Annotated in this window: 24 protein-coding genes; 5 read left to right on the top strand and 19 right to left on the bottom strand. The window is 36.3% G+C overall.

The window, feature by feature from the left end; genetic code table 11:
• Window positions 1-3: 3 nt before the first annotated feature.
• From H9L01_RS07530 to trmB, 3 genes are read right to left on the bottom strand one after another with little or no spacing between them, the layout of a single operon-like run.
• Complete coding sequence (locus H9L01_RS07530) at window positions 4-717, bottom strand: hypothetical protein (RefSeq protein WP_187533347.1); 714 nt, start codon at window positions 715-717, stop codon at window positions 4-6.
• Window positions 704-1,777: a M42 family metallopeptidase gene (locus H9L01_RS07525; protein WP_187533346.1), complete on the bottom strand. Its 1,074-nt coding sequence runs from the start codon at window positions 1,775-1,777 to the stop codon at window positions 704-706. The genes H9L01_RS07530 and H9L01_RS07525 overlap by 14 nt, the downstream gene beginning before the upstream one ends.
• Entirely contained in the window at window positions 1,771-2,409 is a 639-nt protein-coding gene (gene trmB, locus H9L01_RS07520) for a tRNA (guanosine(46)-N7)-methyltransferase TrmB (protein WP_187533345.1), read from the bottom strand. The genes H9L01_RS07525 and trmB overlap by 7 nt, the downstream gene beginning before the upstream one ends.
• Before the next feature lie 100 nt (window positions 2,410-2,509).
• Here trmB and H9L01_RS07515 point away from each other — a divergent pair, with 100 nt between their 5' ends.
• Window positions 2,510-3,586: a tRNA(Met) cytidine acetate ligase gene (locus H9L01_RS07515; RefSeq protein WP_187533344.1), complete on the top strand. Its 1,077-nt coding sequence runs from the start codon at window positions 2,510-2,512 to the stop codon at window positions 3,584-3,586.
• Window positions 3,587-3,625: 39 nt separating this feature from the next.
• Here H9L01_RS07515 and metK read toward each other — a convergent pair whose 3' ends face one another.
• Entirely contained in the window at window positions 3,626-4,720 is a 1,095-nt protein-coding gene (gene metK / locus H9L01_RS07510; RefSeq protein ID WP_187533343.1) for a methionine adenosyltransferase, read from the bottom strand.
• 217 nt (window positions 4,721-4,937) lie between these two features.
• On the opposite strand from metK, the gene H9L01_RS07505 reads away from it, so the two are divergent.
• Window positions 4,938-5,606 carry an enhanced serine sensitivity protein SseB C-terminal domain-containing protein gene (locus H9L01_RS07505; protein ID WP_187533342.1) on the top strand — a complete coding sequence of 223 codons (669 nt, stop codon included), beginning with the start codon at window positions 4,938-4,940 and terminating at the stop codon, window positions 5,604-5,606.
• Window positions 5,607-5,651: 45 nt separating this feature from the next.
• Here H9L01_RS07505 and H9L01_RS07500 read toward each other — a convergent pair whose 3' ends face one another.
• The 8 genes from H9L01_RS07500 to rdgB are packed head-to-tail and all read right to left on the bottom strand — an operon-like array spanning window position 5,652 to window position 9,849.
• Window positions 5,652-6,512: a YitT family protein gene (locus H9L01_RS07500; RefSeq protein WP_187533341.1), complete on the bottom strand. Its 861-nt coding sequence runs from the start codon at window positions 6,510-6,512 to the stop codon at window positions 5,652-5,654.
• On the bottom strand, window positions 6,500-6,925 hold the full coding sequence (locus tag H9L01_RS07495) for a competence protein ComK (RefSeq protein WP_187533340.1): 426 nt from the start codon (window positions 6,923-6,925) through the stop codon (window positions 6,500-6,502). The genes H9L01_RS07500 and H9L01_RS07495 overlap by 13 nt, the downstream gene beginning before the upstream one ends.
• A gap of 22 nt (window positions 6,926-6,947) precedes the next feature.
• A complete protein-coding gene (locus H9L01_RS07490; RefSeq protein ID WP_187533339.1) occupies window positions 6,948-7,382 on the bottom strand; it encodes a RidA family protein in 435 nt (144 codons plus the stop codon).
• 13 nt (window positions 7,383-7,395) lie between these two features.
• Window positions 7,396-7,533 carry a mechanosensitive ion channel protein MscL gene (locus H9L01_RS07485; protein WP_187533338.1) on the bottom strand — a complete coding sequence of 46 codons (138 nt, stop codon included), beginning with the start codon at window positions 7,531-7,533 and terminating at the stop codon, window positions 7,396-7,398.
• A gap of 32 nt (window positions 7,534-7,565) precedes the next feature.
• Window positions 7,566-8,081 (bottom strand): hypothetical protein, encoded by a 516-nt coding sequence (locus H9L01_RS07480; RefSeq protein WP_187533337.1) that lies wholly within the window; start codon window positions 8,079-8,081, stop codon window positions 7,566-7,568.
• A complete protein-coding gene (trmL, locus tag H9L01_RS07475) occupies window positions 8,068-8,595 on the bottom strand; it encodes a tRNA (uridine(34)/cytosine(34)/5-carboxymethylaminomethyluridine(34)-2'-O)-methyltransferase TrmL (RefSeq protein WP_187533336.1) in 528 nt (175 codons plus the stop codon). Before trmL ends, H9L01_RS07480 begins: the two co-directional genes overlap by 14 nt.
• Entirely contained in the window at window positions 8,567-9,268 is a 702-nt protein-coding gene (locus tag H9L01_RS07470) for a TIGR01906 family membrane protein (RefSeq protein ID WP_187533335.1), read from the bottom strand. The genes trmL and H9L01_RS07470 overlap by 29 nt, the downstream gene beginning before the upstream one ends.
• Window positions 9,265-9,849 carry an RdgB/HAM1 family non-canonical purine NTP pyrophosphatase gene (gene rdgB, locus H9L01_RS07465; RefSeq protein ID WP_187533334.1) on the bottom strand — a complete coding sequence of 195 codons (585 nt, stop codon included), beginning with the start codon at window positions 9,847-9,849 and terminating at the stop codon, window positions 9,265-9,267. The genes H9L01_RS07470 and rdgB overlap by 4 nt, the downstream gene beginning before the upstream one ends.
• Window positions 9,850-9,899: 50 nt before the next feature.
• Here rdgB and H9L01_RS07460 point away from each other — a divergent pair, with 50 nt between their 5' ends.
• The 3 genes from H9L01_RS07460 to H9L01_RS07450 all read left to right on the top strand — a co-directional run bounded on the left by H9L01_RS07460 (window position 9,900) and on the right by H9L01_RS07450 (window position 12,082).
• Window positions 9,900-10,748 (top strand): choline kinase family protein, encoded by an 849-nt coding sequence (locus H9L01_RS07460; protein ID WP_187533333.1) that lies wholly within the window; start codon window positions 9,900-9,902, stop codon window positions 10,746-10,748.
• Between the two features lie 75 nt (window positions 10,749-10,823).
• On the top strand, window positions 10,824-11,201 hold the full coding sequence (locus H9L01_RS07455; RefSeq protein WP_223151008.1) for a helix-turn-helix domain-containing protein: 378 nt from the start codon (window positions 10,824-10,826) through the stop codon (window positions 11,199-11,201).
• Window positions 11,201-12,082, top strand: a complete 882-nt coding sequence (locus H9L01_RS07450; protein ID WP_187533332.1) for an IS3 family transposase — start codon at window positions 11,201-11,203, stop codon at window positions 12,080-12,082. The genes H9L01_RS07455 and H9L01_RS07450 overlap by 1 nt, the downstream gene beginning before the upstream one ends.
• Window positions 12,083-12,121: 39 nt before the next feature.
• Here H9L01_RS07450 and H9L01_RS07445 read toward each other — a convergent pair whose 3' ends face one another.
• From H9L01_RS07445 to aspS, 7 genes are all read right to left on the bottom strand, one after another.
• The gene (locus H9L01_RS07445) at window positions 12,122-12,562 is read right to left on the bottom strand and encodes a MarR family winged helix-turn-helix transcriptional regulator (protein ID WP_187533331.1); all 441 of its coding nucleotides are present in this window, start codon (window positions 12,560-12,562) and stop codon (window positions 12,122-12,124) included.
• A gap of 3 nt (window positions 12,563-12,565) precedes the next feature.
• Window positions 12,566-12,925: a 50S ribosomal protein L20 gene (gene rplT / locus H9L01_RS07440; RefSeq protein WP_187533330.1), complete on the bottom strand. Its 360-nt coding sequence runs from the start codon at window positions 12,923-12,925 to the stop codon at window positions 12,566-12,568.
• 14 nt (window positions 12,926-12,939) lie between these two features.
• Window positions 12,940-13,134, bottom strand: coding sequence for a 50S ribosomal protein L35 (rpmI, locus tag H9L01_RS07435; RefSeq protein WP_187533329.1), 195 nt, complete (start codon window positions 13,132-13,134; stop codon window positions 12,940-12,942).
• A gap of 18 nt (window positions 13,135-13,152) precedes the next feature.
• A complete protein-coding gene (gene infC, locus H9L01_RS07430) occupies window positions 13,153-13,683 on the bottom strand; it encodes a translation initiation factor IF-3 (RefSeq protein ID WP_187533328.1) in 531 nt (176 codons plus the stop codon).
• A 317-nt stretch (window positions 13,684-14,000) separates the two neighbouring features.
• Entirely contained in the window at window positions 14,001-16,127 is a 2,127-nt protein-coding gene (locus H9L01_RS07425) for a heavy metal translocating P-type ATPase (RefSeq protein WP_223151014.1), read from the bottom strand.
• Window positions 16,128-16,194: 67 nt separating this feature from the next.
• The gene (locus H9L01_RS07420) at window positions 16,195-16,602 is read right to left on the bottom strand and encodes a GNAT family N-acetyltransferase (protein ID WP_187533327.1); all 408 of its coding nucleotides are present in this window, start codon (window positions 16,600-16,602) and stop codon (window positions 16,195-16,197) included.
• A 120-nt stretch (window positions 16,603-16,722) separates the two neighbouring features.
• The gene (gene aspS / locus H9L01_RS07415; RefSeq protein ID WP_187533326.1) at window positions 16,723-18,471 is read right to left on the bottom strand and encodes an aspartate--tRNA ligase; all 1,749 of its coding nucleotides are present in this window, start codon (window positions 18,469-18,471) and stop codon (window positions 16,723-16,725) included.
• Window position 18,472 lies beyond the last annotated feature (1 nt).

Here is an 18,472-nt window from a genome sequence, read left to right as displayed (position 1 = left end):
TATTTACTCCTTATCATTATTAGTATCTTCCGATGCATTTTCTTTTGTATCGGAGTTCCCATCAATTTTAATTGGATCATCGGGATGCAATTGATTATACATATCAATCATTGACCCGGATTCCGGAACTGCTTGTTCAAAGAAATTTTCATGAGTTGCTTTGTACTGAATAATTTCTTTATTAGAATATTCCGCAGCAATTTTTTCTTCATTGACTGTAGAACTTCTTAATGTTGTAAGCATGGACTCCATGACGTATAACATATCAGAATCATTGACGATCCCAATTAAGTTTACGCTATTGTTTTCCATGATAATCCCCTTCTTAGAACCAACTTCATAAATTAGAATATTAAATTTTTGTTCTTTATCTTGGTTATCAAGATAAGTACCTGAATATGAGTACAGTACGTCATCTTTATTGTAGCCTGTTTCCGTTTCACTATCTTTGTAGTATTTACGTTGAATAATTTTCGGAACATCAATGCTTAACATAACTTTGTTACCACTAACTTCGTAAAGCGTAGAAAGTTGATTTGATTCCTTAATACCTACATCAGGTAACGTATAGTACTTAATGTACTGTTTACTTTTATTGTTGCTTGGCGGCAAAGGACGTGAGAGTGATTTTTGAATCATCTGGTCATAGCTCATTTGTTTACCAGCACATCCTGTTAATAAGAAACTCGCGAGAATTACAAGACTAATCTTTCGCAAGAACATCACCCCATATCTTTATGTCGATAAATTTGACCAAGGCTTCTTTTGCACTGAGATAATCATGTGTATCCAAAATGCTGCTTGATGTATGAATATTACGAGCGCAGAGGCAACATGTTAAAGTCTTAACACCTTCACCAGATTTATGAACTGCTCCTGCATCAGTACCTCCTGGTGAGAAGTAGTATTGATGGTCAATATCATTTTCTTTACATACATCGACAAATTTATAAATTAAATCTTTGGTTGCAATCATGTTTCCATCCATAACCCGAACAAGAACACCAGCACCCAGTTTTCCTAACGCTTTTGAATCTAACGCATCATTAGCTGGAGAACAATCAAGAACAATTGCAAGATCAGGTTTCACTAGGTTCGAAACGGTTTGAGCACCTCTTAGTCCTACTTCTTCTTGAACACTTGCTCCAACATAAAGGTCGAAATCAAGTTCTTGGTCATGAAGTTCACTTAACAAGTCCAGTCCCATAACACAACCGTAACGGTTATCGAATGCCTTTGATAATAAACGTTCCCCATTGTTTAGAACTTCAAATTCACCTTGAAGTACAATCATATCTCCTACTTGGATACCCATTGTCTTTACTTCATCTTTATTGCGTGCTCCAACATCAACAAGCATTTGTGGAATATCCATAGGTTTCATACGTTCTTCAGGAGAAAGCATGTGTGGTGGAATACTACCGATTGTTCCAGGGTATTGTTGTTGGTGACGTGTTGTGACACGAACACGGTGTGCTAATAATGTTTGTGAAAACCAACCACCCACTGGATGTATTTTTAAAACTCCCGTTTCAGTTACTTCACGAACAAGAAACCCGACTTCATCCATATGTCCCAATACAAGAACTTTAGGAGCGTTTGGTTTCTTAGATTTTTTCACGGCAAGAATGCTACCGAGATTATCTTGGATTACTTCGTCAATATTAAACTTTAAATATTCCTGTTTGAGATACTTTGCAACTTCATGTTCATGACCACTCACACCATCAAGTTGTGTTATGGTTTCAAACCATTCTAATTGTTGTTTATTTAACATTTTTTCTTCCTCCAAATTGCTCTAAAGATTGGTTGTCCCTTTTCATGGAACTTTCTTTCATATTCAGTAAACGGATCTTCATGTTCATGAGATCTAAAGTCAACATCTGCTTCTACTAATTCAAACTTGTGTGATCCAACACTAACCAATGAGTAATTGAATAACCCGACATTATCAGTCTTCATCCAAATTTCTCCATCTTCAGTTAGAATTTCAAAATATTCATCAAGTTTATCTTTATAGGTTAAACGACGTTTTTCATGACGGGATTTAGGCCATGGATCTGAGAAGTTAAGATGAACTACATCAACTTCACCCGGTGCAAACATTTCGCTAAGTTTTTCCGCATCACCATAAATGAATCTTTGGTTTGATCGTGGATTCTCTAATAACTTCTTAAGTGCTATTGAACTCGCAGTATAATCACGTTCCATTGCAACAATGCAACGATCATCAAAGAGCTCAGATAGTTGATGCCAGTAGTCTCCTTTTCCAGCACCTATTTCTAAATGCAACATCGAATTGCCAATTTCTTTTTTCCAATTTCCTTTAATTGTTTCAAAATTTTCTACAGTGTAGTCACTCGCGTCTTCAAACACTTGTGAACTCCAGTCTTTTTTACGTAATCTCATTCATACTACCTCATATTTATATAGTACTATTGTAACATGGTTATGAAACATTTTCTTCCGTTATTACACTTTTTTCATGATTGTGTGATAAAATACAAATATGGAAAATAAACAGAAAATAACTGGGATTGTTGTTGAATACAACCCACTACATAATGGTCATATTTATCACATTGAACAAGCACGTTCAATTACCCAATGTGATGTCTTAATTGCGGTCATGTCACCGAATTTTGTCCAACGTGGCGAACCGGCATTCATCAACAAATGGACACGGACCCAATACGCACTTGAATGGGGTGTTGACCTTGTCCTTGAACTCCCTACTCCCTATACCATCCAAAGTGCCGAAACCTTTGCAACACAAGCTGTAAATATTCTTGCGATGGCACAGATTGATACGTTGGTCTATGGATCCGAAACAGGAATCATAGCAAACGAACCGGAAAGAGATATAGACCACCAAAAACTTGAAGCAGGTTTAAGTTATGCTAAAGCTATGAGTTCTCACCAACAAGGGCCTAACGACATCCTCGGTAAGTACTATATTAAGGCCTGTCAAAAACATAACATTACTCCTATCGCCATCAAAAGAACCAATTCTTATCATAGTCTTGAACTGGATGAATCAATTGCTAGCGCAACAGCCATCCGACACCAATTTAACCTCGGTAATGATACAAGTGGTTATACTCCCATTGACCTTCTAAACAACCAGACCCATCACCTAAACGACTATGAAACATTGATTAAGTATTCGCTTCTTGCTTCGAATCCCAAGGACTTAGAAAACATCTCTCTTGTCAGCGAGGGCATTCAAAATCTACTTATATCCAATGCGCACCTCAATCTTGAAGCTTTAATTGAATCCTGTACCTCAAAGCGCTATACACGGTCTCGAATTCAAAGAACCCTCATCAATATCTTGTTAAATCAATCCAAAGACATTCCAGAGATTCAGCAATTTCGTGTTCTTGGGATGCGCGAAGCCGGACAGCAACATCTTCGCTATTTAAGAAAACAAGATGTCTCTTACACAACCCACTTCAAAGATTATCAATTCAAAGATATCGAGTATCGAGCAACATCAATCTATTCACTGCCTTACTCTGATGCATACCAAAAAGAACAACTTAATATGGAAAAATCAGCAATTATACGTGTCCCTAACAAATAAACCCTCTACAGATTCACAATCCGTAGAGGGTTATTTATTTTAGTATTTAAGTTCTTTGACAAACTCCCATGAGAACTCTTCACGACCAAAGTGTCCAAAGTTTGCTGTTTGACGATAAATTGGTTTTAACAGATCCAATTCCTCAATAATATTTCCAACTTTGAAATTGAAGTTGTTATTAATGATTTCAAGAATTTCTGCTTCATCTCTGTGATTTGTTCCGAAAGTATCGATATGAATTGATAAAGGATCACTCATTCCGATTGCATAACTTAGTTGAACTTCCATACGATCACAAAGTCCACTAGCTACTACTGATTTCGCAACATATCTTAAATAGTAGGCTGCAGAGCGGTCAACTTTAGAAGGGTCTTTCGAACTAAAGCATCCGCCTCCAATACGACCCCATCCACCATAACTGTCGACAACGATTTTTCTACCTGTTGTACCCGAGTCACTGAAAGGACCTGCAATACTAAATTCACCACTTGGGTTGATAATAAAACGCGTTTCATCAGTAATCCATTTTGAATCAATGGTTGGTAAAATTACTTGATTCATAATTGTGTCACAGATTTCTTCGTGAGAGATACCTGCTTCATGTGATGCACTCACAACGACTGTGTGTACAAATTGCGGTTCGTTACCTTTGTAAGCAACTGTTACTTGAGTTTTACCATCTGGTTTTAACCATGAAACATCATCTTTTGTTTCACTTAGTTTTTGAGATAGCTTATGTGCTAAGTCAATGGTTAATGGCATCAGGTTTTCTGTTTCGTTACATGCATAACCAAACATAATTCCTTGATCTCCAGCACCCACATTCTCTGTATCAACAACCGCTGCATTAATTTGTGAAGATTGTTTGTTAACTTTAGTTAAAACTGAATACGTTTCAGTATAACCAATATCAGCAAGAACATCTTTCGCAATTTTTTCATAATCAATTTTTGCCTGAGTATTTGCTTCCCCATAAATTAAAATAAAATCATCTTTAATGGTAGCTTCTACCGCCATCTTCGAATTCACATCTTGACTTAAAGCTGCATCCAATATTGCATCCGCAATTTGATCGCAAATCTTATCAGGATGACCATCCGTCACACTTTCTGAAGTAAAATAAACATATTCCATAACTATACTAGCCTCTTTTCTAACGACATAAAAAAAAGTCCTAGCAACAACACTAAGGCTTATAATTCGATACAAGCTTATCGTTGTTAGCTGTACCACCTTACTTTAAGCAGGTTGGTATGAGGTTAATGAGCTAACTCTCTACCTCAACTCTTGATAATCGCTTCATAATCATATAGCATATAGATGAAATATGCAAGTAAAAAAAGGAGCAAGCATGAATACATTAACACAAGCTATTGAATCATTACAAAACCACTATTCACAAAAGAATGAAATTATATTTGAGAACACTTTGAAAGAAGCAACATTATTAATTGCGAAAAGCCCAGAAAGTTCTCTCTCATACGAAAATGAGCTTATCTTGAACTTCGATTTAGATCAGCAAAAATATATTGCTGTATTTACAGAAGATGAAAGTATTAAAAATTTCTCTGATGACCCATTGGAAACAATCCCAGTAACACTAAAAGATCTGTATCCCCTCGTACAAGAAGAAAACCTATTCTGTGTCATTAACCCCGGACAACATGATCTTATTCTCGATGAATACATGATGATGCAGATTCTAGAAGAACAAGAGGATGCAACAGTTCAGCTCGCAACAGTTGGTACGCAAGCGTTATCCTTACAATTCAAATTAAAAAATCTCTTTGAATCAAATAAAGAAATTCAAGAAGCTTATCTTGTAGAAGTTATCGTTAACAACGCACCGCATTACGGCATCGTTGTAAAAGGTCTTGACGATAAAGAAGAGACACTTCAAAATACAGCAGAAACTATTCAAGATGCACTTGATAGTTCCACTCACTTCGAACTCTATTCTGCACATGATGCTTTCGGAAAAGATATCATGAAATTCACAAAACCTTTCTATCAAAAATAAATAAAGTTCGGATTTTAGTCCGAACTTTTTTATGACATTAGATGATTACTCAAGTGGTTTTTGTCTGTAGTTACCTTCAATACGTTCTACAGATGATATCTCAATAAATGCCTTTGGATCAGCTGCTTTTATTGAATCCACGATTGATTTCAATTCAAATTCATTCACTACCATATACAACATTGCTTTGTATTGATGTTTGAAAACACCAATACCGTCAAGCTTTGTGATACCATGGCGTGTTACTTGGAAGACAGCATTTGACACATCCTCAGGATGTCCCGTAATAATACGTAGGCTCGATAGTTTATATCGATTATGGTATGTTTCAATAACCTTCGTTGAGACCACTTGGTATAATATCGAATAAAGTGCAAATTCCCATTGGAAACGCCATCCATAATATACAAGTAGTGCTACGTTGAAGTACATGATACGATCCCACATCGGTTTATTTTTAACCATTGAGAAGTAAATCGCAATAAAGTCTGTACCACCTGCAGAGCCACTCATGCGAAGTGCAAACGAAGATCCAATACCATTAAGAACCCCACCAAACACAGCCATAAGAATAGGATCTTGTGTTATGTGGAATTGTGGAAGTGCTTCTACAAAAAATGATGTTAAGAAAACATGAAGGAATGAAAGTGCTAAGAACTTCTTTCCAAGTTTTTTATAAACAAAAAGTAATAGTATGATATTAATACCCAAAAACATAAATCCGTAAGGAATGGTGATTCCTGAGGCTATTTTGAATTCTTCGATTAAAATAATCGAAACACCGCCCACTCCAGCCGGCACAAGATTGGCAGGTTGCACAAACGATTTAATGGCTATGGCAGAAAATAACGCTCCCACTGCCACCCCGATAAGATGTTTTGGTTTAATCAGCTTTAAATTTTCCATATTTGAATTTTTCTCTCTATTAATGTTTCGCACCGATTCATTTGATTTCGAATCGTACGAATATCCACATCAACATCATAACGTGTTTTGTCTCTAAATAAAACACTTGTTGAGTGATTTCCCTTCTTATAAAATGATACTACATTTCTGTAATTAATCCAAATGCATCGGTCATTTAAATATCCTCGTGTTGGAAAATAAATACAACAATCCATAATAGATATCACTACAGGAGGTTTATGACGAATTGCTAGTGTTTTAGCACACATTAACCGACTTGAATTAAAGTCAACCAAGTATGCTTCACAGATATGATTCATAAATTCATAACTTGTACATGAATACTCTTGCTTCCGTCCATTTGCAAATAAGACACTACATCCAAATTGAGAGCCTACAATACAATTCAACACACCATCACCTCATGAACTTTAATTATTCACAAGCACACCCATCACACTCTTCATCGTCGTCTTCATACACAAAATCCCCTTCGGTGTATGCAACACACTCAATTTGAACAAGTGCATTCTTGGGAAGACGCGTTACTTCCATACAGGTACGAACAGGGTAAGGATGACTAAAATAAATCGCTATCATTTGATTAACTTTGTTGAAATCATCCAGGTCTTGTAAATATATTGTAGTACTAACTACGTGATCAAGTTCAAGATTCCTAAAATTAAGGATTGCTTCAATATTATCGATAACCTTACGTGTTTGTGCTGCGATATCATCACCCACCACATCACCTTCGTCATTTAAAGGAAGTTGTGCCGAAATATAAAGCATCTGATTAATTTCAATTGCCGTTGAATAAGGTCCGAGAGGTTTCGGTCCTTTCTTCGGGCGAAGCTGATTTTTTTGCATTATCTCACCTCAATTAGAGAAGATCTCTATAGTAATCGTCGCTATCATCTTTTTTGAAGGCGCGATTCATCTTCACAGCACCAAAAATAGTACCTATCACGATTGCGACAAGCGCAATAACACTTAAAAAGTCATTAATATTTTCTATCATTATGTCACCTCATTGTCATTATTATAGTTAATTTACTTTTTTACTTCAACGAACTCGCATAGATTCAAAGTCATTCGTACCAACATCCATATTAACATTCCAAAAGAAATAACAATTGAAATCCACGATGCGGTATGAATAATTTGTGTTGCGGCAGGAATACTGAGTGAATTCGTTGCAAGAATTACCGATCCTAGAAATAGAATATTTAAAGATATGAATGCAATTATGTTTCCAATAATATTGAGTAAGATTCGTGATTTCCAAAAAGAAGTCACCCACAAGAAAAATAGGATATAAAGTGGTAGTGGTACTAATTGGATAATTTTGATTGCCAGTTGAAACGGTTGAAATTTATAGTCAAGATACAACGAGACAACCTTTAAGACAAAAAGTGGTTCCTCCATGAATATTTTCAGGGCATCTTCCACTTCAGTAATTTGTACGACTCTCGCATTAAAAACAAGGTAAGAAAACCACATACAAATTGCATAGAACATCCACGAATAATAGATGAGCTTTGTTTGTGATTCCTTATTGATTTTCATCAGGGGTCCAGTTTCTCAAAAAGTCACTTCCTTTTTGAACTTCTTGCATCGATAACCCTTCATAGTTTTTTTGACGTAGAACCTCGAACACTGTAATCGCAACCGTATTCGATAAGTTCATGCTACGAGCATCTGGAGCCATCGGTATTCTAAAACAACGTTCAATATTTTCTTTTAGAATTTCTTTAGGAATACCGGTACTCTCTTTTCCAAAGACGAGATAGATATCTTCGTCAAGTGACGCAAAGTCAAAATCACTGTGAGGATGATCACCATAGCGGGTTAGAAAGAATAACGCACCTTTTTCCTCTTGTAAAAACGATTCCCAATCGTCGTGTCTTTTTAAAACGAGTTGATCAGTATAATCCATAACGCTTCGTTTAACACGTTTCTCATCCAAAATGAAGCCAAGGGGTTCAATCAAATGCAATGTTGCGCCACTTGCTGCACAAGTACGCATGATATTACCGGTGTTTTGTGGTATTTCAGGCTGATATAGTACGACGTGAATCATTTTTCTTATCCATCCAATCTAATCCAAAGTATGCCAGTGTGAGAACCGCGAATTCCGCAAGAACCATCACGAGAATACGATACACAAGTCCCATGAACACAGGTTCTGGAACCATTGATATCATTCGATCTGTTGCGGGATCTAAGAGCCACAGATCATTGGTAAACACAAGTTTGTGGAACGTTATCCAGAATGTTGTGAAATCAAGTACAGCCATAACACCAACTGTGATAATCACAACTGATACAATCAAGAGTGATTCTTTCACAATTTTTTTATTGAGGTTGTAATCTAAGTAATCACCTGTCCCCAAGCTTATTACAAGCATCACAGCAACAAAAATCATACTGATATCCCGAATGAATCGCGCCTTTAAGTAGAGGTTCTTAACATCAACCATATGAGCTTTTTCACGTTCATTGAACATTTCAACACGTTGACCATTAATCGTTACTTCGTGATCAAGTGACGGTTGTTTTCCTTTAATGTAACGGAAAAGTGTTATCGTAACATCTTTCAATTCTTCGTCAGAGACTCCGATTGTTTCTGATACAGCAAGCTCGTCATACATTTTTGTATAGTAGCGAGGATTAAATGACGCTACAAAAACAGTTGTGATTAAGGTTGCGAAAATAAAGAGTATCATTGCTAATAAGTACAGTCGTCTTCTCATGAGTTTTCCTTCATATATTCTATAAATTGTTTAAGTGCTATTGCACGGTGAGATATTTTATTCTTTAAATCAGAATCCATGGTACCAAAGCTTTGATCATAGCCATTGGGCACAAAGATTGGGTCGTATCCGAATCCACCTTCACCTTGAATTGCATCGGCAATGACGCCATGCACATCCCCTTCAAAAATTTCATCAACGCCAAGACCGTATAACGAAATTGACGAGTGGAAATAAGCATTACGATTCTCTTTATCTTTTAAGAGACGTAAGACTTCGTTGTTTTTAATTTGGTAATCCGTATCTTCACCCATAAAACGCGCTGAGTGAACACCTAAGATATCTGGAAGTGATTCGATACATAACCCTGAATCATCCGCTACTACAGCCATCCCTGTGATGTCAGAGAGGAATTTTGTTTTAATTCTCGCATTATCAGCGAAAGTTAATCCATCTTCTACAACACCAGACATGTCGATGTCGAGCATCGATGCACTCAGTATTTCATATCCCAACGGTTCAAGCAATGCCTTGAACTCATTTATCTTCCCTTTATTATGACTTGCTACAATAAGTTTCATACTAACCTCCTGGGTCTATGAAATTATATCACTTATGCTATAATTGTTCTATGAAAATAGAACGAACTATTAATGAAATATTAAATGAAAAGCCTCTGTCCATTGAATATATCAAAACAGGACTCACAAATGACAATTATCATGTTATCACACAAAACCACAATGTTGTCATTCGTATTCCTCGAATTGAAAATCACGGACTTTTTAATTATGCACATGAACAAAAAGTTTTAAAGATGTTAGAACATACACATCTCGATACACCACTTGTTTATTTCAATTCAAAATCCGGCATTAAAATTAATGAGTACATCGGCAATCATGACACTTTTTCACCACAGTACCTCGAAAGAGCCGCAATCTTGATTAAAACCTTACATCAACAAAATCTCACTTCGGGAATTCATTTTGACTTACTTAAAAAATTTGATGATTATAAAAATCGTATCACTAATCCAATTTATGATACTTCTTTTGCTTTCGATTATCTAAAACACGCAGCTGAAATTTCGTCCAATCACATTCTTTGTCACAATGACCTTGTGGCAGGAAACCTTTTATTCACTGATAATAAAGACTACTTAATTGATTATGAGTATGCCATGGATAATGACCCATTCTTTGACATCATGTCATTTATTACTGAAAACGACATTCAGGATGTACATTTGCGCGCTCAATTTTATGATATCTATTTCCAAAGGTCTCTTACAGAAGTTGACTATCAAAGACTTGAACTCTTTGAAATCGCGCATCATACCTTATGGTGCGAGTGGGCAATGATGATGTTTGAATCGTCGCCCCTTCCTATCTATCAAGAAATTGCACAATTGAAGTATCAGCGTCTTACGGAACTCTTTACAGATCCAAATATCTCGCAACTTCTATATATTAAATAAAAGAAACGTTTCGCTACGTTTCTTTTTGGTATATAAAAAGCAAGAAATTTGAAGAGAACCAATTAAAATAGACACATGAAGAAAAGCATGGGAAAATCTATTTTAGGAGGTTCTTTTCTTATGGGAAAAACAGGGAGAATTAATAATAAATACACAGTTGAATTCAAGATAAAAGTAGTTGAAGACTATTTAAGTGGAAAAAGCGGTGGTCTTGATCAACTTGTAAAAAAATATGAACTTAAATCAAACGCTCAAATTCGTAGTTGGATTAAGAAGTACAATGAAGATCCTTCCTCATTAGGCATTGATATGAGAGGTAAAAAAGCGACTGGAAGACCGAAAGTTATTAGGTTAGATGATATGTCTTTAGAAGAACAAAATCATTATCTTAGAATGGAGAATGATATTCTAAAAAAGTTAAATGCGCTCCTTCGGGATTACGAAGAGCGCTAATGTACACAACAATTGACCAACTTAGGATTGATTACACAGTTAGTGAGTTATGCCAATACTTCAATATATCAAGAGCATCATTTTATAGTTGGCTTGAAAATGGAAAACCTCTTTACAAATGTTGGGATGAATGGCTTGCCTGTAAAATAGAGGAAATCTTCAAAGAAACTTTTAAAGGATATAGATATATTACATATCAACTAAAACGAAAATTTGGAGTGGTCGTTAATCGAAAAACAGTATTGCGTTACATGCAAATACTAGGACTAAAATCTCCAATACGCAAGAAACGATTTGAGAGTTGTACGCAAAAAGAAATAAATGAAAAGGCAAGAAACGTTCACTACAACGTTCTTGCCAGACAGTTTAAGGCCAATCGACCTTTACATAAATTGGTAACTGATGTCAGTTACATCTATCATAAAGAAGGTCGCTTATTCATAAGCGTCATTAAGGATCTTTATGATAATTCAATTCTAGCATATACAGTATCAAAATTTAATGATAATAAACTAGTATTTGATAATTTAGATTTAGTATTTACTTCGGAGTGGGATTCAACATATGAATGTATCTTGCACTCTGATCAGGGGTTTCAATATACAAATCGCCAATACATGGAGAAATTAGATTCGTTAGGAGTTACGATATCACACTCCCGTAAGGCTAATTGCTACGATAATGCATGTTGCGAAAATTTCTTCTCGCATTTGAAAAGTGAGTCTTTGGAGTTAAATGTACCTACTAACGAGCAAGCATTAACCCAGCAAGTTCATGAGTACATAGGGTGGTATAACAATGATCGACCACAAGAAAAATTAAAAGGTATGACTCCTATTGAATTTAGGAATACATACCTTAAAGAGCACTGCTTTTATTAACTGTCTACTTTACTTGGTTCTTGACAATTAACTTCTTGCTTAAATATCATATAAGTCTTTAAAGAACTTATTAATTTGGTCAACAGACTGAATAAGATTCTCATTATCATCAAGATGAAGGAGTAATTGGTCAATCATTTCCTCATGGAATTGATCATGAATCCGCATAACTTCAACACCTTTTTCAGTGAGTCCTAATCTGTATATCCGACGATCTTGAGCATCTTGTTCACGATAGACATAACCCTTATGGCTGAGACGATTAATCGTCGTAGTCAGAGTTCCCTGAGTGATTCTCAAATGAGCAGCGACATCGCTCATCATTTTCGTTTCACTTTTTTGAATGCCTTCGAGCGTATGAACTTCGGTCATGGATATTTTTACACCATGAACACGATGATATCTTTCTTCAATCACAAGGATTTGATTAAAGATATCAACAAGCAGTTCATTTAAAACATGACGAGCATCGATCGACATACACTATTTTTCTAAAGCTTTTTGAGCTTTGCTTGCTAAAGTTGCAAATCCTTTTGGATCGTGAATTGCAATTTCTGAAAGCATTTTACGGTTAATGTCGATATTTGCTAAACGTAGACCATGCATTAATGTGCTATATGTCATATCATTTTGACGAGCAGCAGCATTGATACGTGTAATCCATAGTTTACGCATTTCACGTTTTAATTGTTTACGGTCACGGAATGCATAACGTTGTGAACGCATAACTTGTTCATTAGCTGTACGATAAAGAACGTGTTTTGACCCATAATAACCTTTTGCTAATTTTAATGTTTTTTTACGACGCGCACGTGATGCGACTGAATTTGTTGATCTTGGCATTTAAAACACCCTCCTTAATCTTGTAGTAAATGTTTAATACGTTTGTAGTCACTCTTCGATACGAGAGTAGCTTTACGTAATTGACGATTTTGTTTTGTTGTTTTATGACGAGCAAAGTGACTTACATATGCTTGTTGTCTCTTTAATTGACCTGAGCCAGTACGTTTTACACGTTTAGCTAAAGTACGTTTTGTTTTCATTTTAGGCATTACAAGGCCCTCCTTCAGTTATTTCTTGTTTGGTGAAATCACAACTGACATTGTGTTTCCTTCAAGTTTAGGTGCTTTTTCAACTGAACCTAAATCATTACATTCCTCAATAAAGCGTGCCATTGTTTTACGTCCGACATCGATACGAGTCATCATACGACCTCTAAAACGCATATCAATTTTAACTTTTGTTCCCTCTGCTAACCATTTACGAGCATGACGTAACTTTGTATCAAAGTCATGTTGATCAATAACTGGTGATAAACGTAGGGGTTTAATTTGAGTAACGTGTTGGTTCTTCTTAGCTTCCTTAGCTTTTTTCTGTTGTTCATAACGATAACGACCGTAGTCCATTATTTTACATACAGGTGGATTTGCATTTGGAGCAACACAAACTAAATCTTGGTTTGCTTCTGCAGCTTTTTCCAACGCTTCGCGACGCATAAGAATCCCGAGTTGTTCTCCTTCAGATCCAATAACAAGAACTTCTTTGAAACGGATTGCTTCATTAATTAAATCCTCTGGACCTTTACGGTTATCTTGATTCATTCTTCTACTAATAGTATTCACCTCCCTTGGTGTTTTTCGTAATAACAATAAAAAAGTGTGCACGTATCGAACACACTCAAAGGTTTTAAAAATTAGACCTAAGCTTTTACCTATGACCGACAGCCATCAGGTGAGAATGTGCTTCTACTTTCTTATTGCTCGCATATTATAGCATCACCATACCCTCACGTCAAGGTTTTATGACTAACTTATCTCACTCTTATCCATTTTTCGCTCTTTATATAACTCTACTACTTTTGATAGTTAATTAAAGATAATGTCATACCAATAAGGAGTTCTATTGAACTCCTTATTAACTAATCAAGTTTAAGTAACATGGCATTGATTGCTACAATCACAGTACTTAATGACATGAATACCGCACCAACTGCTGGCGTTAGAAGAATTCCTATTGGTGCTAAGATACCAGCTGCCAAGGGAATTGCAATGAAATTATATCCTGCTCCCCACCATAAGTTTTCAATCACCTTACGAGACGTCTTCTTACTGAGTCGTAAGAGATTAAGAATATCTTTAGGATCACTTTTCACAAGAATAACATCCGCAGAATCAATCACCACTTCGGTTCCAGCACCGATTGCGACGCCAACATTAGCACGAGCAAGTGCTGGAGCATCATTAACACCATCCCCAACCATCATAACCCGTTTTCCTTCTGATTGTAGTTTACGAACTATCGATTCCTTATCTTCTGGTTTCAACTCCGCATAATAGCGTTTAATGCCCAATTCCTGAGCAACCATTTTCGCAAAATGCTCATTGTCTCCCGTTAACATAACAGGTTCTACATCCATTGATTTTAATGTTTTAATTAATTCATAAGATGCTTCTTTGATTTTATCACCTTGAGCAACCACTCCGATGACATCTTTATTTCTTATCAAGAAACTCATTGAGTTCCCTTGTTTTGCTAAACGCTCGACACGGTCTTTATCATATGAAAATTGATTTTCAATAAGATACTTCTCATTCACAATAAGGTATTCTTCTTGATTTAAGACACCTTTCATTCCCACTCCCGGAATTGTTTCAATACCATCAGCATGGGCAATGTCAAGATTCAATGCCTCAGCCTTTTTCAATATCCCGACTGCAAGTGGATGAGACGATCCTTGTTCCAGTGAAGCAAAGATGCTAAGAACATCTTCATCAGTGAATACTTCATCCATTGAATCATAATGATTAAGTTCAAAATTACCATAAGTAAGTGTTCCCGTCTTATCCATAAGTACCATATCTACTTTATGTGCATTTTCAAAGGATTCACGATTACGAATCAACAAACCATTTTTCGCAGCGATAGAAGTTGAGCGTGCAACAACAAGCGGAATCGCAAGACCCAATGCATGAGGACACGCAATAATTAATACAGTTACCAATCTTTCAAGAGCAATATTGCTGTCGCGGGTAACACTAAACCAGATAATGAAAGTTAAGAGTCCGACAAACAAAGCAATATAGAATAAGTATTGCGCAACCTTATTTGAAAGCAATTCATTTTTAGATTTATCTTTTTGAGCATCCGAAACCAGCGTCATTACTTGTGACAAGTATCCTGATTCTCCAGTACCATCAACCTCAACAAGTAATGTACCGTTACCATTCGTAGATCCACCAATTACTTTGTCATCCACATCTTTCTTAACACCAAGTGATTCACCAGTGATCATTGATTCATTGACGGTACTATTTCCCTTGATGACATGACCATCTGCCGGAATTGTTTGTCCTGCGCTAACTTGAACGACATCACCAATTTTTACTTCAGTAAGCGGAATGGTTTCAAATGTACCATCTTCGCGCACAACACGTGCATCCTTCGGTAATAGAGACGCCATTTTTTCTAATGCGTTTCCTGCATCACTTACCGCATTCATTTCAACCCAGTGTCCTAAGAGCATGATTGCAATTAAGCTCGCAAGTTCCCAAAAGAAATCCATAACATGAACAGAACTTTGCACTAAATGATTCATCACAAAGGCATAAATAGAATATCCGTATGCAACTGTAATTCCCAATGAAATTAAGGTCATCATACCTGGATTTTTCATTTTCAGTTCCATTTTCGCTCCTTTTAAGAACGGCATTCCTCCATAAAAGAATAAGATTGTTGAAAGAATCAAGACTACCCATTCTGAATATTTAAATGATATCTGGAATGGCAGTGTTATTCCCATCATTGGTGATATGAACATGATTGGAATTGCGAAAATTAAAGAAACAAAAAACTTTCTCTTCAAATTACCCATACCATGCATCGAATGATCCATATGAGAATGATCCGTATCATTATGATTTCCATGATGCTCATGTTCCATCATTTCATGGTTATGATGATTGTGATCATGATGTTCGTGATTGTGTTCTTCATGATGCTTCATTTCGTTGTGATTATGTTTCATTTCATCGTGATTGTGTTCCATAGTGTCACCTTCCTTATCTATAGTCTACACTTGTAGATGATAGATTGCCAGTAATGTACTCTGTAAATTATTTGATTTTTGCAAATGCAACACAATTAAGGCCATCTACATCCTTAAAGCCTAACGAATCATAGAATCCAATTGTCTTAGTTTCATTTTCCGTCAGCAGTATAATTTGACGGATGTGCGAGTACTTTTCAAGTAACTGAAGGATAAGCTTCGACCCGATATTTTTCCTTTGGGACGAAGAATGAACGATGATATCTTGTATGTATAGAATTGTTTCACCATCTCCCACCGCACGAACGACGCCCACTAATTTTTCACGGTCATAAGCCACAAACGCAATCAACGAATTCTGATAGGCTCTTCTTAGTCTCTCAATATCTTCAAGATAGATCATCCATTGAGCGTCACGGTATAAAAGTTCAACGCGGTCAAAGTCTCTTTCTTCGCTATATTCTAAAATTATCATTATTTCCCTCCTTTTCCTATTGTCTCTATTAAAACCCAATCCTCGACATGGTTCTCTATTAATAGTATATCATTGTCTATTTTAACCAACAAAAAAAGTGGCGTGAACCACTTTTAATTTTTATTCCTCGTGACTGCTTTTCACAATTTCAAGATGAAGTTCTTTCAATTGTTTATCAACAGCTGGAGATGGTGCATTTGTCAATGGACAACGTGCTGATGCATTTTTAGGGAATGCAATAACGTCACGGATTGTTTCGGAGTGAGTTAATGCCATTGCGTAACGGTCAAGTCCGAATGCAATTCCACCATGTGGCGGAGTACCATACTTGAATGCATCGACGAAGAATCCAAAGCGACGTTGAATTTCTTCTGGAGTGAAGCCAATAATTTCAAACATTTTTTCTTGGAGTTCTTGTTGATATATTCTCATGGATCCACCAGCTACTTCGAATCCATTAAGAACAAGGTCATAGGCCTGAGCAATTACATCGAGAGGTCTTTCATCAAGGAACGCAACATGTTCTTGTACAGGTGCTGTAAATGGGTGGTGACGCGCAATGATGACACCATCTTCCATTTCAAACATTGGGAAATCAACAACCCAGCAATATGCAAATTTATTTTCTGGGATGAGATTGTAATCTTTTGCTAATTGGAGACGAAGTGCACCAATAGCAGTACATGTAAGTTCCCATTCACCACTACCGATAAAGATTGCATCACCAAATTCAAGTCCTAATGTTTCTACCATTTGTGCTTGTTCTGCTTCAGAAATGAATTTAGCTGCACTTCCTGAGAAGCCTGCTTCTTCGTATTTAAGAGCAACAAGTCCTTTTAAACCATATTTTTTAACTAAATCAGTATATTTATCTGTAACTTTACGGGTCAGTGTTTCAGCATGTCCCTTAAGAACTAGCCCTTTAAGAACGCCACCATTTTCCAATGTGTCACTAAACACTTTGAATTCACTTTGAGCAAAGATAGGTGCAAAGTCAATTAATTTCATTTCAAATCTTAAGTCTGGTTTATCACTTCCATAATAATTAAGTGCATCTACAAATTTAATTTTTGGAATTTCATGTTTTTCTTCATGCATAACGTTGATCATAACGTCATCAACGATTGTTTCAATAATATCCATGAATTGATTTTGGTCTAAAAATGATGCCTCAATATCAACTTGAGTAAAGTCCAATTGACGGTCAGCACGTAAATCCTCATCACGGAAACAACGTGCAACTTGATAATAACGTTCCATGCCACCGATCATTAAGAGTTGTTTAAAGATTTGTGGTGATTGCGCTAACGCGTAGAATTCTCCTTCATGAACACGTGATGGTACAAGATATTCTCGTGCTCCTTCAGGTGTAGATTTTGTAAGCATTGGTGTTTCAACATCAATGAATCCCATGTTATCCAAAGTTTTACGCATTTCACTCACGATTGCTGCACGTTTAATTAAACGTTCTTGCATTACCGGTCTTCTGAGATCTAAGTAACGATATTTTAAACGAGTATCTTCAAGAGCATCCGTTTCGTCAGCGATAATCATCGGTGTTTGAGCCGCCTTGTTAATGATCGTTACTTCCTTAACATCAACTTCGATATCACCAGTTGCAAGTTTCGCATTTTTATCTTGACGTTCACGAACAAGACCTTTTACGGATACAACATATTCATTTTTCAATTCTTGAACAATTGGATATTCATCATGATTGACTACCAATTGAACAATACCACTACGGTCACGAAGATCAATAAAGTTGATTGAACCAAAGTTACGACGTTTCGCAACCCAACCTACAAGTTCAACTTCCTGCCCTACATGTTCCATTCTTAATATTCCATTATGATGTGTACGATTCATA

The organism is Erysipelothrix inopinata, from assembly GCF_014396165.1.
GTDB classification, from domain to species: Bacteria; Bacillota_I; Bacilli_A; order Erysipelotrichales; family Erysipelotrichaceae; genus Erysipelothrix; species Erysipelothrix inopinata.
The sequence above is the reverse complement of the archived record's forward strand: the minus strand, read 5'-3'. Positions and strand labels throughout refer to the sequence as shown.